Raw genomic sequence first — 13,950 nt, 5'->3', positions numbered from 1 at the left:
AAAGCCCCAACAATCTGGGGCTAAATCATGATCAGGTATTTCTTATAACGACCACATTTCCGTTGGGTTGTTTGGTCACAGAAATATGTTCCAGACTGGTCAGCGAAAAATCAACCTCGTTCAGACGCGGCGTATCCGCTGGCGCGTTGACCGCGATGACATGACACCCAGCTGCCAGTCCTGAAAGCACCCCGGCGGGGGCATCTTCCACCACGGCACATTCCTGCGGTGCCAGGCCCAGAAGCTGAGCGCCTAACAGATACGCGTCTGGCTCTGGTTTCCCTCTTTTTACCCGCTCGGCGGTGACAAACACTTCAGGAGCAGGAAGCCCAGCAACACGATGGCGCGCCCGTGCGACCGGCATAGAGCCGGAGGTCACAATCGCCCATGGAATACCCGCTTTATTGAGATGGTTGAGTAAATCAACAGCCCCAGGCAGCGCAGTGATTCCGGCGGTTTCCGTCGCTTCGATCTGCTCCAGACGGGTAAACTCCGCGGCGATCTCTGCCTCAGATTTGCCCACCATAAAGTGTCGCAGGGAGGTAATGGCCTGCTTGCCATGAATAAAGACGAGCACCTCGGCGTGATCGAGGCCAAAACGATCGGCCCAGTTGCACCACGCACGCTCTACTGCGGGTAAGGAATCGACCAGCGTTCCATCCAGATCAAACAGAAAACCTTTGCACTGCACGCTCGCCCCCTCAGGCATTAATGATTTGGTTAATTTCATTCGCGCTCAGGTGATACTGGCGCGGGCAAGAGTGCCAGACGTTCAACATACGCTGATATTTTTCCCACATTGGGGTCTGGGCGTTGAAGCCATGCGTACCCGCATCAAAGTGGGTATAGCGACCTTCCACATTCACCATAAAGCGAACGTATCCGAGGAAACGGGCTTCCGTTGCGGCGTCAAAACCGAGGAAAGTCACGCGGCGCTCATCAATAGCCTGTGCATCCTTAAGATTAGTCCAGGACACATGTAATGCGTGATACATCTCCATAATATCGATAATCGTACGACAGGTTTCTTCCGTCAGTTCACCAAACTCACGATCCAGCTCACGCATCTGCAAGCCGTAACCGCGTTCAATAATCGTCTGCAAACGACGATAACGCTCGGCGTTAGTTGGGTCGAGCATAGTCATCATTTTGTACTGATTCGACAAAATCAGACGTTGAGCGTTGGTCATTTCCATTTGGGACTCCTGTATCACTACTACTGCGATGAAAAAAAAGAAGGCATCTTGTGCCTTCTTTTATATGCGTAATCAGGGGTCAATTACAAATCATCAAGGAAAGTTTTATCCAGTTGTTTGAAGGCGCGCTTAAGCGTGTCAGCCAGCGCCTGGTAATCCGGCTTTCCTTCTACCGGAGAGAGCGCCTGCCCGGCTTCTTGCAATTTACCCCGAACTTCGTAGAACCAGTTGAGTATTGAAGGCGGCAGCGGCGTCACGGAACGTTTACCCAGCCACCACATGCCCTGCATCGGCAGGCTGAGCGCAAACAGCGCGGTCGCCACGGCCGGTCCCAACTGTCCCCCTAGCGCAATTTGCCAGCATAAGGTGAAGACGGCGATAGGCGGCATAAAACGGATTGCGTAACGTGTCATACGGATCACACGGTTCTCTACAAACACGGGCGCGAGGCGCTTTTCCATTGGCCACGTCTTCGCGTAGTGCTGCCCCCGGCGAAACAAGCTAAAAAAATTGACGGAACGATTATCCGGTGTCGACATGGCGGTTACCTCAACTTCACATATAAAAATTAAAAAATTTGTGCAAAACAACAACTACAAGGGACATCGTTCAAAACATTTTGTCTTTGATACCCACATTCAGGTATCCTGTGCCGGCCTGTAAGGCCTTTAGTCCAAAATCATTGAGTCGTCAAATTGACACATAGTATGCCATTGGCTGAAAAATACGCAAAATGACATAGACTCAAAGGTATTTATTCCATCGTGCCCAAAAAGACCATGGCGCATGATGTTAATCATAAACGTCGGTGTCATCATGCGCTACGCTCTATGACTCCCTGACGTTTTTTTAGCCACGTATCATAAATAGGTACTTCCATGTCGAGTAAGTTAGTACTGGTTCTGAACTGCGGTAGCTCCTCACTGAAATTTGCCATCATCGATGCAGTAAACGGTGAAGAATACCTTTCTGGTTTAGCCGAATGTTTCCATCTCCCAGAAGCACGTATCAAATGGAAAATGGATGGCGGTAAACAAGAAGCGGCTTTAGGTGCAGGCGCCGCTCACAGTGAAGCGCTGAATTTTATCGTTAATACTATTCTGGCACAAAAACCAGAACTGTCTGCTCAGCTGACTGCGATTGGTCACCGTGTTGTTCACGGCGGCGAAAAATACACCGGCTCTGTAGTTATCGACGATTCCGTTATTCAGGGTATCAAAGATGCAGCCTCTTTTGCACCGCTGCACAACCCTGCACACCTGATCGGTATCGCTGAAGCGCTGAAATCCTTCCCGAATCTGAAAGACAAAAACGTGGCCGTATTCGACACCGCGTTCCATCAGACTATGCCGGAAGAATCTTACCTCTACGCCCTGCCGTACAGCCTGTACAAAGAACATGGCGTTCGTCGTTACGGCGCGCACGGTACCAGCCACTTCTTCGTTACTCAGGAAGCGGCTAAAGTGCTGAACAAACCGGTTGATGAGCTGAACATCATCACTTGCCACCTGGGCAACGGCGGTTCTGTATCTGCTATCCGTAACGGTAAATGTGTTGATACCTCCATGGGTCTGACCCCACTGGAAGGTCTGGTGATGGGTACGCGTTCCGGTGACATCGACCCGGCGATCATCTTCCACCTGCACGACACCCTGGGCATGAGCGTTGACCAGATCAACAAAATGCTGACCAAAGAGTCCGGCCTGCTGGGTCTGACCGAAGTCACCAGCGACTGCCGCTATGTTGAAGATAACTACGCGACTAAAGAAGACGCTAAACGTGCAATGGACGTTTACTGCCACCGTCTGGCGAAATACATCGGTTCTTACACTGCGCTGATGGATGGTCGTCTGGATGCCGTTGTCTTCACCGGTGGTATCGGTGAAAACGCCGCGATGGTTCGTGAACTGTCTCTGGGCAAACTGGGCGTTCTGGGCTTTGAAGTAGACCACGAACGTAACCTGGCCGCACGTTTCGGCAAATCTGGTTTCATCAACAAAGAAGGTACCCGTCCTGCGTTGGTTATCCCAACCAACGAAGAACTGGTTATCGCGCAAGACGCGAGCCGTCTGACCGCCTGATTTCACACCGCCAGCCTAGCTGGCGGTGCTGTTTTGTAACCCGCCTGAAACGGGCGGTAACGAAAGAGGATAAACCGTGTCCCGTATTATTATGCTGATCCCTACCGGAACCAGCGTCGGTCTGACCAGCGTCAGCCTTGGCGTGATCCGCGCAATGGAACGCAAAGGCGTTCGTCTGAGCGTCTTCAAGCCGATCGCTCAACCGCGTGCCGGTGGCGATGCGCCAGACCAGACTACCAGCATCGTCCGTGCTAACTCTTCTCTGCCAGCCGCTGAGCCGCTGAAGATGAGCCACGTTGAATCTCTGCTGTCCAGCAATCAGAAAGATGTGCTGATGGAAGAGATCATCGCGAACTACCACGCGAACACTAAAGACGCTGAAGTTGTCCTGGTTGAAGGCCTGGTCCCAACCCGTAAACATCAGTTCGCGCAGTCTCTGAACTACGAAATCGCGAAAACGCTGAATGCAGAAATCGTCTTCGTTATGTCTCAGGGCACCGATACCCCGGAACAACTGAACGAGCGTATTGAACTGACTCGCAGCAGCTTCGGTGGCGCGAAAAACACCAACATCACCGGCGTAATCGTTAACAAACTGAACGCACCGGTTGATGAGCAGGGCCGTACTCGCCCGGATCTGTCCGAGATTTTCGACGACTCTTCCAAAGCGAAAGTGATCAAAGTTGATCCGGCTAAACTGCAAGAATCCAGCCCGCTGCCGGTTCTGGGCGCGGTGCCATGGAGCTTCGATCTGATCGCTACCCGTGCAATCGATATGGCGCGTCACCTGAACGCCACCATCGTAAACGAAGGCGATATCAATACCCGTCGCGTGAAGTCTGTGACTTTCTGCGCACGCAGCATTCCGCACATGCTGGAGCACTTCCGTGCAGGTTCTCTGCTGGTGACCTCTGCCGACCGTCCTGACGTGTTGGTTGCAGCATGTCTGGCAGCGATGAACGGCGTAGAAATTGGCGCCCTGCTGCTGACCGGTGGCTACGAAATGGACGCGCGCATTACCAAACTGTGCGAACGCGCATTCGAAACCGGCCTGCCGGTATTCATGGTAAACACCAACACCTGGCAGACCTCTCTGAGCCTGCAGAGCTTCAACCTGGAAGTTCCGGTTGACGATCACGAGCGTATCGAAAAAGTTCAGGAATACGTTGCTAACTTCATCAACGCTGACTGGATTGAATCTCTGACCGCAACATCTGAGCGCAGCCGTCGTCTGTCTCCACCAGCGTTCCGTTATCAGTTGACCGAGCTGGCACGTAAAGCGGGCAAACGCGTTGTTCTGCCGGAAGGCGACGAACCGCGTACCGTTAAAGCGGCAGCCATCTGTGCTGAACGTGGTATCGCAACCTGCGTACTGCTGGGTAACCCGGATGAGATCACCCGCGTTGCGGCCTCTCAGGGCGTTGAACTTGGCGCTGGCGTAGAAATCGTTGATCCAGATGTGGTTCGCGAAAGCTACGTTGCTCGTCTGGTCGAACTGCGTAAGAACAAAGGCATGACCGAAACCGTTGCCCGCGAACAGCTGGAAGACAACGTCGTTCTCGGTACCCTGATGCTGGAACAGGACGACGTTGACGGTCTGGTTTCCGGTGCCGTTCACACTACTGCGAACACCATTCGTCCACCGCTGCAGCTGATCAAAACTGCACCGGGTAGTTCCCTGGTGTCTTCTGTGTTCTTCATGCTGCTGCCGGATCAGGTTTACGTTTACGGCGACTGCGCGATCAACCCGGATCCAACCGCAGAACAGCTGGCAGAAATCGCTATTCAGTCCGCTGAATCCGCGATTGCCTTCGGTATCGAACCGCGCGTTGCGATGCTCTCCTACTCCACCGGTACCTCTGGTGCAGGTAGCGACGTAGAGAAAGTTCGTGAAGCGACTCGTCTGGCGCAGGAAAAACGTCCTGACCTGATGATCGACGGACCGCTGCAGTACGACGCCGCCGTTATGGCTGACGTTGCGAAATCCAAAGCGCCGAACTCTCCGGTTGCAGGTCGCGCTACCGTGTTCATCTTCCCGGATCTGAACACCGGTAACACCACCTACAAAGCGGTACAGCGTTCTGCCGACCTGATCTCCATTGGGCCGATGCTGCAGGGTATGCGCAAGCCGGTGAACGACCTGTCTCGTGGCGCGCTGGTAGACGATATCGTCTATACCATCGCACTGACCGCGATCCAGTCTTCCCAGCAGCAGCAGTAATCTGCCGAGTGTGCCGGATCTCTTATCCGGCAACATATCTACTTATCAAACCGGAAATAGCTGATATTTCCGGTTTTTTTATGTCTGTTTCCCCTTTGGCATAATCTGAAATATTTGCCTGAATGCGCTGCATCAATGAATAACTATTCTTCTGTTCGCATACTTACCCTCTTTTGCATTGCAACAGGGATAGTCTTTCATGTCAGCAGTAACAGAATCACAGCCAGCCAAAAAATGGGCGATGCCCGACACGCTGGTGATTATTTTTTTCGTCGCCATTTTAACCAGTCTGGCGACATGGGTTGTTCCCGTCGGGATGTTCGACAGCCAGGAAGTGCAATATCAGGTTGATGGACAAACCAAAACCCGTAAGGTGGTTGACCCCCATTCCTTTCGTATTCTGACCAATGAAGCTGGTGAAGAGCAGTATCACCCGGTTAAGTTCTTTACCACCGGAGATGAGCGCCCAGGCCTGATGAATTTTCCGTTCGAAGGCTTAACCTCCGGCTCGAAATTCGGCACTGCGGTCGGCATCATTATGTTTATGCTGGTCATTGGCGGCGCATTTGGCATCGTTATGCGTACCGGCACCATTGATAACGGCATCCTGGCGCTCATCCGCCATACGCGGGGCAACGAGGTCCTCTTTATCCCAGTGCTGTTTATTCTCTTCTCCTTAGGCGGCGCGGTGTTTGGCATGGGGGAAGAGGCGGTTGCCTTTGCCATTATCATCGCGCCGCTGATGGTCCGGCTAGGTTACGACAGTATCACCACCGTTCTGGTTACCTATATCGCGACTCAGATTGGTTTCGCCAGCTCATGGATGAACCCATTTTGCGTGGTGGTCGCGCAAGGTATTGCGGGGGTGCCAGTGCTCTCTGGTTCCGGTCTGCGCATCGTGGTCTGGGTGGTCGCTACGCTAATAGGACTAACCTTCACGCTGGCCTATGCGGCACGCATCAAAAAGAATCCGCTTTTGTCCCGGGTACATGAATCCGATCGCTTCTTTCGCGAGCAGCAGGACGAGGTCGTGGAACGGCGCTTCACGCTCGGTGACTGGCTGGTACTGATGGTGTTGACGGGCGTGATCGTGTGGGTCATTTGGGGCGTTATCGTCCACGCATGGTTTATTCCTGAGATCGCCAGTCAGTTCTTCACGATGGGCCTGGTGATTGGCATTATCGGCGTCGTGTTTCGGCTCAACGGCATGACGATCAACATCATGGCCTCCTCATTCACTGAGGGAGCACGAATGATGATTGCCCCTGCCCTGCTGGTTGGTTTTGCCAAGGGCATTTTACTGCTGGTCGGTAATGGAGAGGCGGGTGAAGCCAGCGTGTTAAACACTCTGCTGCACAGTATTGCCAGTGGCATCAGCGGGCTGGATAACGCCATAGCAGCGTGGTTTATGCTGTTGTTCCAGGCGGTGTTTAATTTCTTCGTCACCTCCGGCTCCGGTCAGGCAGCATTGACCATGCCGCTGTTAGCGCCGCTGGGCGATCTGGTTGGCGTCAACCGTCAGGTTACCGTGCTGGCCTTCCAGTTTGGCGACGGATTCAGCCATATTATCTATCCGACATCGGCATCTCTGATGGCTACGTTAGGTGTTTGTCGGGTGGATTTTCGTAACTGGCTGAAGGTAGGTGCTACGCTGTTGGGGCTGCTGTTTATTATGTCCAGCGTGGTGGTGATTGGTGCGCAGATAATGGGTTACCATTGAGAGTAACGTGCTGAAATAAAAGCCGCAGGCTAATCATCTGCGGTTTTTTATTTTCGGCAGAAAACACATTCATTAAATGAATTAAAATTTAAAATAAATTATATATATAAATATATTTATATATTCTTAAAGCGCGTCCCGCCATTATATCCAGACAATTAACCTGTGTTATTCTTTGCAATTATTTACTCATATTCGAAATAAATTTTATGATACAACAAAATTTGTTACTACTGTCATTACTGTTAGCAACAACCCAATCTGTATGGGCTGCTTGCTATGTTGAATTAGGTAATAGTAGCAGTTCCAGCGGAGTCACAGCCGCCGATCTCAATTTAACAACAACCCCTCAAAAGCCTCTCCCAAATGAATCCGACCTTATGGCAACTGTGAGAAACAGCACAATTACTTACTGGGTAGATGCGGACGGTAAAGGCAATGCAGGTGATTCCGGATCGCTTACGTTTACCCCGGCAGGAACGACGTTCACCGCCGACAGTGGCAATAAAAAAGGTTGGCTGGCTGATGCCTCAATCCCTGGGCTCTATTTTACGCTAGAGGCAGCCCTACCCAAGCCGCCACAAGGCCCTTTTACCGCATGGAACACAACAACAATTTATTTGTCTAACGATGCCGACGTTAACAAAGCTACCGCCTCCGGCTGGGGATGCTCAAGCTTTGATGAGAAGAAGATGGAGAACGCCACGGTAACATTCAATCTCAGCTTCTACACAACCTCAGCATTTGATCCAGCAAAAGCGTCCGGCAAAAAACTTTTTACAAGCCGGCAGCAAGTCGGGGTTCTTCAAAATAAAACCGGCATGGGGGGGGAAATTGACGTATATATTAATGGTCCACTGACAATAGCGACCGCAGGCTGTGCCGCATTTGTCGTTGATACTCAAACAGTAAACCTGGGTGACATCAATTACAGTATCCTGAAAAGAGTGCCCTATCCGCCTTATAACGATACGCCATTTAATATCAAACTGGAAAATTGCTATGCCACATCCGATCTGGTGCTCAATTTTTCCAATAATCAGACAAAAGCAATTAACAGCTATACCTCCACCCTCGTTAATACCCAGGGTACCTCCAGAGGCGTGGGTGTTGCCTTACAATATCTTACGGACCAGGGTGGCTCGGACGTAGCATTTAACATTGATGTGACACAGCCCAGTACTGTACCTGCTAAATATTTAAATTACTATAATGGCAACGGCCTGCTAAGACTTAAAGCTCAACTGTATGTGAACGATGTGGATGCCTTAGCTCCCGGGACACTTTACATCCCTACGATAATAACAATATCCCTTCCATAACTCTGTCGATGCCCGCTATCGTAACGTTCAGAGTGCTGCGATAGCGGTTCAGGTTTTATTCCGTCTCTTCTTCCTTCAGTGATTCATTTTTGGCGTTGCGGGTCATCCACAGCGACAGGGCTTTCAGCGAATCCGGAGTGAACTCGTCGCAACGCGCGGTAATTTCTTCCGGCGTCAGCCAGCAAACTTCGCTAATTTCTTCTTCCTGTAGCGCGAACGGTCCGTGGGAAACACAGCTAAACAGCCCGCCCCATACGCGACAGTTTTGGTCTTCAAAGTAAAACTGACCATGCTCGGCAAACGGCACGCCCGCAATCCCCAGTTCCTCTTCTGCTTCACGGCGCGCTGATTCCAGCATCTGCTCGTCAGCCTGAACAACACCGCCTGCGGTGGCATCCAGCATACCGGGCAAAAAATCTTTTGTCTCAGTGCGACGTTGAACCAGAATTTTGCCCATACCATCATGCACAACGATATACGTTGCACGATGGCGTAAGCGTTGCGCTCGCATTTGTTCCCGGCTGGACTGTGCAATGACTTCGTTGTCTTCATTCACAATATCCACCCATTCAGTACTTGCCAAACGACGCTGTTCCACCATCAGGAAACCTTCTTTTTTCTGGCGCTCTTACGGCGCGTTTATGTTTGTGGGGTAAATTACGGATTAATCTCGACCTGTGCAATAACACTTTGATCATTGAGTGCCATTACGCTGAGAACATTATCATCCAGAATCCCGTAACTTGCCGCAAAACCCCCTTTAGGGATGCTTACCGAGCCGGGATTGAAATAATAGATATCCTCGCGCAGCTCAGCAACCGGCAGATGAGTATGCCCATAAACCAGAACATCGCCCGCATTGAGCGCCGGCATATTTTGCGGGCCAAAAAGATGTCCGTGCGTCAAAAAGAGTCGCAGGTTTTCTGTCAGAATTTGCTGCCACGGCGCAGTCATCGGAAAATGCAGGAGCATCTGATCCACTTCGCTGTCGCAATTACCACGCACCGCAATAATTCGCGATGCCTGTTCATTCAGCCGTTCTGCAACCTGCGCAGGCGCATAGCCTTCTGGAAGCGCATTACGCGGCCCGTGGTTTAAAACATCACCCAATATCACCAGCCATTGCGCACCGCTTGCAGCAAACCGTTCGAGTACGCGTTCCGTGGCTGGCAACGAACCATGAATGTCCGATGCGAACATCAGTTTCATCACTCACTCCTCGCTGAAAAGTACCTTGTAATGATACTGGATTACGGCCCGTTTTTCAGCAGGAACGCTTCGCTGAAAGCGCGATAAAACGCTGTACTGAAGCGCGCTGCCACTGGAAGGTGGCGTATTCCGCAAGCGCTTCCGGAACCTCATCGCCATTCAGGACCAGGCGATTAAGCATTAGCGCTAAATCACAGTCAGCGATACACCATTCGCCAAATAAATTCTGCTTACCGTGGCTCAGTAAACTGCCAGCAGTAGCGAACAATTTTTCCGCACTGGCTTTTCCCGCTTCGCTTAATGGTCCTTTCTTCACGCCAGCAAAAACGACATCCGTTGAGCGTTCTTCACGGATAGGCATTAAATCGCTGCGGATCCACGCCTGAACCTGGCGCGCCCGCGCGCGTTTTTGCACATCGTGCGGATAGATACGCTCCCACTGTGGCGGCGCAAAGCTCTCTTCCAGGAATTCCGTAATCGCTGATGATTCGCTCAGTTCAAAACCATCGATCTCAAGAACCGGCACGCGGCGCGTCAAGGCGTAACCTTGCCATGAAGGTTGCAAATGTTCGCCACTGTTGAGATCAACAGTTTTCAGCGTAAAGGGCAGCCCTTTCTCTTGCAGAGCGACATAAACAGACAGCACGTAAGGGGAGAAAAAATTGGCATCTGACCACAGCGTAATTGCAGGTTTGCTCATAATGTCCTCTGAAGTGTATTAGCTTGCCTTCAAAATATAGAGTCTTTCTCTCGCTGTCACTTGATGAAAACTCAAGCACGCCAACAGGCTCTATACTTGTTATGACCCGGTTCATGACAAAACGGATGCTGAAAATGATCGATCTCTATTACACGCCATCGCCAAACGGTCACAAAATCACGTTGTTTCTTGAAGAGGCGCAGCTGCAATACCGTCTGATTCATGTCGATATCAGCAAAGGTAGCCAGTTTCACCCCAATTTTCTGCAGATCTCGCCGAACAATAAAATCCCGGCCATTATCGATCATGCCCCGGTGGACGGCGGAAGGCCCATCAGCTTGTTTGAGTCCGGAGAAATTTTACTCTATCTGGCGGAAAAGAGCGGTAAGCTGCTCAGCGGTGAATTACGCGAACGCCACACCACGCTGCAGTGGCTGTTCTGGCAGGTCAGCGGTCTGGGTCCTATGCTGGGGCAGAATCATCATTTCAGTCATTACGCTCCGCAAACGATCCCTTACGCCATTGAAAGATACCAGGTTGAAACCCAGCGCCTGTACAACGTGATGAATAAACGTCTGGAATCGTCACCCTGGCTGGGAGGCGATCACTACAGCATTGCCGACATTGCCAGCTGGCCGTGGATCCACGCCCATCAGCGTCAGCGCATCGACCTCGACAACTATCCGGCGGTCAATAACTGGCACGAACGCATCCGTACGCGTCCCGCGACTGAACGCGCCATGCAGCACGCACAAAGCGAGAAGCGATGACGCAATTCGGTTCTCGTGTATCATGCAAAGGTTCATACATGGAGGAAACCTGCAATGTCACAACCTGACGCTATTATTCGTATAAAAAACCTTCGTCTGCGCACTTTTATCGGCATCAAAGAAGAGGAGATCCTTAACCGCCAGGATATCGTCATCAACATTGCCATTCACTATCCGGCAGACAAAGCCCGTACCAGCGAAGATATCAACGACGCGCTGAATTATCGCACAATCACCAAAAGCATCATTGCCCACGTGGAGGGTAACCGCTTCTCATTATTAGAAAAATTAACTCAAGATGTGCTCGATATCGCACGCGAACATCACTGGGTCACTTATGCTGAAGTGGAGATAGATAAACTTCACGCATTGCGTTACGCCGACTCAGTTTCTATGACGCTGAGCTGGCAGCGCTAAAACGTAACCCGGGAGGCGACATGCAGATTCTGATTACCGGCGGTACTGGCCTGATTGGACGTCATCTGATCCCCTGCCTGCTGGAACTGGGGCATCAGATAATTGTAGTGACACGTACCCCTGATAAGGCTCGTCAGATTCTCGACTCTCGGGTCACGTTATGGAAAGGACTGGAAGAGCGGCAGCATCTCAATGACATTGATGCCGTGATTAACCTTGCCGGAGAACCTATTGCAGATAAGCGCTGGAGCGCACAGCAAAAGGAACGCCTGTGCCAGAGCCGTTGGGGCATTACGCAGAAACTGGTCGATTTAATCAATGCCAGCGAGACGCCGCCCTCAGTGTTAATCTCCGGTTCCGCTATCGGTTACTACGGCGATTTGGGCGAAGTTGTGGTTACGGAAGAAGAGCCACCGCATAATGAATTTACCCATAAGCTGTGCGCCCGCTGGGAGCAAATTGCCAGCACTGCGCAAAGCGAAAAAACTCGCGTGTGTATGCTGCGTACCGGCGTGGTACTAGCCTCTGCTGGCGGTATTCTGGCGAAAATGGTCCCGCCGTTTCGTCTTGGCTTAGGCGGCCCAATCGGTAACGGACGACAGTATATGGCCTGGATCCATGTTGATGATATGGTCAACGGAATTATCTGGCTGCTGAATAATGATCTACGCGGTCCCTTCAATATGGTTTCGCCATACCCGGTGCACAATGAGCAGTTTGCCCACGCGCTGGGACACGCTCTAAACCGCCCTGCCATTCTGCGCATTCCCGCCACCGCTATGCGGCTGCTGATGGGGGAATCTTCAGTACTGGTCCTCGGCGGGCAGCGAGCATTACCCAAACGCCTGGAAGCGTCCGGTTTTGCATTTCGCTGGTACGATTTAGAAGAAGCGCTGGCGGATGTCATCCGATAATCCCGTAGCTCTATTCACGGTCGCTGTTGTGGTGGTAAGGTTATAGGCTAGATTTCCGCAATGGCGACGTTATGGCGATAATTTCGACTCCCCGACTTACCCTCTCCTTATTTAAATTTTCTGACTGGTCATTTTTCCAGAGATTACGTGAATGCCCGGAAGTCATGCGCTATATGGGTGATATTGCCCCAGCGAAAGATACGCGGCTGTTATTCGCCAGACGTCTGGCTGCACAGCATACTTTTGTCATCCGCGAGCATAACAAATCAACACCTCTCGGTGATATTGGTCTGCAAATCAGCCATTTATACCCACACGAGGCCGACCTCGGCTACGCCATTTTGCCAGAAGCTCAGGGGAAAGGGATTGCCAGCGAAGCCGTGACGGCAGTGTGCCAGTACGCTTTCGAGCGCACGGACGTCACGGCGATAAACGCTTACGCACTCGCGGAGAATAAGGGTTCTGTTCGTATTCTGGAAAAAACGGGGTTTGTGCGTACCCAGGTACTGGAAAAGGCGTATGAGATTGATGGCATCGCCTACGACGACTGGGTGTTTCGGCTGGAGCGCGACGCGCTAAAATTGTAAGCCCGGAAAACGTAACGCCTCCGGGCAGGTGATTTACTTCAACGAACCTTTGAGGAACTGCTGCAAACGTGGACTTTGCGGATTACCGAATACCTGCTCCGGGTCGCCCTCTTCCTCAATTTTCCCCTGATGCAGGAAAATCACGTGCGTGGAAACATGACGGGCAAACCCCATTTCGTGAGTCACCACCACCATGGTTTTCCCCTCTTCGGCCAGCTGTTGCATAATGCGCAGCACTTCACCCACCAGCTCAGGATCTAGTGCCGACGTAGGTTCATCAAACAGCAACACTTCCGGCTCCATCGCCAGCGCACGGGCAATGGAAACACGCTGCTGCTGACCACCGGACAGATGCACCGGATATTTGCCCTGCGCGCGCTCATCAATGCCCACTTTAGCCAGATACTTCACCGCACGGTCGCGGGCTTCCTGTTTGCTCAGCCCCAACACCTGGATCGGCGCTTCCATGACGTTTTCCAGCACCGTCATGTGGCTCCACAGATTAAAGTGCTGAAAGACCATTGTCAGACGCGTGCGCAGCAGGCGCAGCTGATTTTTGTCCGCAACCTTGAGCTGACCGTCTTTGTCGCGCACCAGACCAATGTTCTGACCACTGACTATAATCGACCCGGCGCTTGGTTTCTCAAGAAAGTTAATGCAGCGCAGGAAGGTACTTTTACCGGAACCTGACGAGCCAATAATACTGATAACATCACCCGCGTTGGCCTGCAGCGACACCCCTTTCAGCACTTCATGTTCGCCGTAGTGCTTATGTAAATCGATAACGTTTAATTTATTTTCAGACATCGTGTT

The 13,950-nt window shown here is 51.6% G+C and carries 15 protein-coding genes; 8 read left to right on the top strand and 7 right to left on the bottom strand.

Going from position 1 to position 13,950, the window contains the following annotated elements; genetic code table 11:
* Positions 1–31 precede the first annotated feature (31 nt).
* The 3 genes from GUC46_RS07555 to yfbV form a co-directional block, all read right to left on the bottom strand.
* The gene (locus GUC46_RS07555) at positions 32–709 is read right to left on the bottom strand and encodes a sugar phosphatase (RefSeq protein WP_160180783.1); all 678 of its coding nucleotides are present in this window, start codon (positions 707–709) and stop codon (positions 32–34) included.
* Positions 702–1,196 (bottom strand): YfbU family protein, encoded by a 495-nt coding sequence (locus tag GUC46_RS07550; RefSeq protein WP_003028086.1) that lies wholly within the window; start codon positions 1,194–1,196, stop codon positions 702–704. The genes GUC46_RS07555 and GUC46_RS07550 overlap by 8 nt, the downstream gene beginning before the upstream one ends.
* Positions 1,197–1,279: 83 nt before the next feature.
* Positions 1,280–1,735 (bottom strand): terminus macrodomain insulation protein YfbV, encoded by a 456-nt coding sequence (gene yfbV / locus GUC46_RS07545; protein WP_003028087.1) that lies wholly within the window; start codon positions 1,733–1,735, stop codon positions 1,280–1,282.
* 339 nt (positions 1,736–2,074) lie between these two features.
* On the opposite strand from yfbV, the gene ackA reads away from it, so the two are divergent.
* The 4 genes from ackA to GUC46_RS07525 all read left to right on the top strand — a co-directional run bounded on the left by ackA (position 2,075) and on the right by GUC46_RS07525 (position 8,540).
* The gene (ackA, locus tag GUC46_RS07540) at positions 2,075–3,277 is read left to right on the top strand and encodes an acetate kinase (protein WP_003839347.1); all 1,203 of its coding nucleotides are present in this window, start codon (positions 2,075–2,077) and stop codon (positions 3,275–3,277) included.
* A gap of 76 nt (positions 3,278–3,353) precedes the next feature.
* A complete protein-coding gene (gene pta / locus GUC46_RS07535) occupies positions 3,354–5,498 on the top strand; it encodes a phosphate acetyltransferase (RefSeq protein ID WP_003028094.1) in 2,145 nt (714 codons plus the stop codon).
* Between the two features lie 199 nt (positions 5,499–5,697).
* A complete protein-coding gene (yfcC, locus tag GUC46_RS07530; protein WP_160179997.1) occupies positions 5,698–7,218 on the top strand; it encodes a putative basic amino acid antiporter YfcC in 1,521 nt (506 codons plus the stop codon).
* A gap of 209 nt (positions 7,219–7,427) precedes the next feature.
* Entirely contained in the window at positions 7,428–8,540 is a 1,113-nt protein-coding gene (locus GUC46_RS07525) for a fimbrial protein (protein WP_080953308.1), read from the top strand.
* 55 nt (positions 8,541–8,595) lie between these two features.
* Here GUC46_RS07525 and yfcD read toward each other — a convergent pair whose 3' ends face one another.
* From yfcD to yfcF, 3 genes are read right to left on the bottom strand one after another with little or no spacing between them, the layout of a single operon-like run.
* Positions 8,596–9,141: an NUDIX hydrolase YfcD gene (gene yfcD, locus GUC46_RS07520; protein WP_044714048.1), complete on the bottom strand. Its 546-nt coding sequence runs from the start codon at positions 9,139–9,141 to the stop codon at positions 8,596–8,598.
* Positions 9,142–9,197: 56 nt separating this feature from the next.
* Complete coding sequence (gene yfcE / locus GUC46_RS07515) at positions 9,198–9,749, bottom strand: phosphodiesterase (protein WP_044714050.1); 552 nt, start codon at positions 9,747–9,749, stop codon at positions 9,198–9,200.
* Between the two features lie 55 nt (positions 9,750–9,804).
* Positions 9,805–10,449 (bottom strand): glutathione transferase, encoded by a 645-nt coding sequence (gene yfcF / locus GUC46_RS07510; protein ID WP_003839339.1) that lies wholly within the window; start codon positions 10,447–10,449, stop codon positions 9,805–9,807.
* A gap of 134 nt (positions 10,450–10,583) precedes the next feature.
* On the opposite strand from yfcF, the gene yfcG reads away from it, so the two are divergent.
* From yfcG to GUC46_RS07490, 4 genes are all read left to right on the top strand, one after another.
* On the top strand, positions 10,584–11,219 hold the full coding sequence (gene yfcG / locus GUC46_RS07505) for a GSH-dependent disulfide bond oxidoreductase (RefSeq protein WP_048218908.1): 636 nt from the start codon (positions 10,584–10,586) through the stop codon (positions 11,217–11,219).
* Positions 11,220–11,273: 54 nt separating this feature from the next.
* A complete protein-coding gene (gene folX / locus GUC46_RS07500; protein WP_003028107.1) occupies positions 11,274–11,636 on the top strand; it encodes a dihydroneopterin triphosphate 2'-epimerase in 363 nt (120 codons plus the stop codon).
* 20 nt (positions 11,637–11,656) lie between these two features.
* Positions 11,657–12,550, top strand: coding sequence for a TIGR01777 family oxidoreductase (locus tag GUC46_RS07495; RefSeq protein ID WP_003845074.1), 894 nt, complete (start codon positions 11,657–11,659; stop codon positions 12,548–12,550).
* Between the two features lie 71 nt (positions 12,551–12,621).
* Positions 12,622–13,137 (top strand): GNAT family N-acetyltransferase, encoded by a 516-nt coding sequence (locus GUC46_RS07490; RefSeq protein WP_016150708.1) that lies wholly within the window; start codon positions 12,622–12,624, stop codon positions 13,135–13,137.
* A 33-nt stretch (positions 13,138–13,170) separates the two neighbouring features.
* On the opposite strand, the gene hisP is transcribed toward GUC46_RS07490, so the two are convergent.
* On the bottom strand, positions 13,171–13,944 hold the full coding sequence (hisP, locus tag GUC46_RS07485; RefSeq protein ID WP_003839331.1) for a histidine ABC transporter ATP-binding protein HisP: 774 nt from the start codon (positions 13,942–13,944) through the stop codon (positions 13,171–13,173).
* Between the last annotated feature and the right edge of the window lie 6 nt (positions 13,945–13,950).

Origin of the sequence: Citrobacter sp. LUTT5, assembly GCF_009905315.1 — a bacterium.
GTDB classification, from domain to species: Bacteria; Pseudomonadota; Gammaproteobacteria; order Enterobacterales; family Enterobacteriaceae; genus Citrobacter; species Citrobacter freundii.
Note: the sequence above shows the minus strand (reverse complement) of the source record. Positions and strands in the feature narration are given on the sequence as shown.

What these genes read in the sequence shown, in the direction of transcription:
- GUC46_RS07555 (WP_160180783.1), bottom strand. Translation starts at nt 709, where the DNA reads ATGCCTGAGGGGGCGAGCGTGCAGTGCAAAGGTTTTCTGTTTGATCTG.
- yfcE (WP_044714050.1), bottom strand. Translation starts at nt 9,749, where the DNA reads ATGAAACTGATGTTCGCATCGGACATTCATGGTTCGTTGCCAGCCACG.
- hisP (WP_003839331.1), bottom strand. Translation starts at nt 13,944, where the DNA reads ATGTCTGAAAATAAATTAAACGTTATCGATTTACATAAGCACTACGGC.
- GUC46_RS07550 (WP_003028086.1), bottom strand. Translation starts at nt 1,196, where the DNA reads ATGGAAATGACCAACGCTCAACGTCTGATTTTGTCGAATCAGTACAAA.
- yfbV (WP_003028087.1), bottom strand. Translation starts at nt 1,735, where the DNA reads ATGTCGACACCGGATAATCGTTCCGTCAATTTTTTTAGCTTGTTTCGC.
- ackA (WP_003839347.1), top strand. Translation starts at nt 2,075, where the DNA reads ATGTCGAGTAAGTTAGTACTGGTTCTGAACTGCGGTAGCTCCTCACTG.
- yfcD (WP_044714048.1), bottom strand. Translation starts at nt 9,141, where the DNA reads ATGGTGGAACAGCGTCGTTTGGCAAGTACTGAATGGGTGGATATTGTG.
- GUC46_RS07490 (WP_016150708.1), top strand. Translation starts at nt 12,622, where the DNA reads ATGGCGATAATTTCGACTCCCCGACTTACCCTCTCCTTATTTAAATTT.
- GUC46_RS07525 (WP_080953308.1), top strand. Translation starts at nt 7,428, where the DNA reads ATGATACAACAAAATTTGTTACTACTGTCATTACTGTTAGCAACAACC.
- yfcC (WP_160179997.1), top strand. Translation starts at nt 5,698, where the DNA reads ATGTCAGCAGTAACAGAATCACAGCCAGCCAAAAAATGGGCGATGCCC.
- yfcG (WP_048218908.1), top strand. Translation starts at nt 10,584, where the DNA reads ATGATCGATCTCTATTACACGCCATCGCCAAACGGTCACAAAATCACG.
- yfcF (WP_003839339.1), bottom strand. Translation starts at nt 10,449, where the DNA reads ATGAGCAAACCTGCAATTACGCTGTGGTCAGATGCCAATTTTTTCTCC.
- folX (WP_003028107.1), top strand. Translation starts at nt 11,274, where the DNA reads ATGTCACAACCTGACGCTATTATTCGTATAAAAAACCTTCGTCTGCGC.
- GUC46_RS07495 (WP_003845074.1), top strand. Translation starts at nt 11,657, where the DNA reads ATGCAGATTCTGATTACCGGCGGTACTGGCCTGATTGGACGTCATCTG.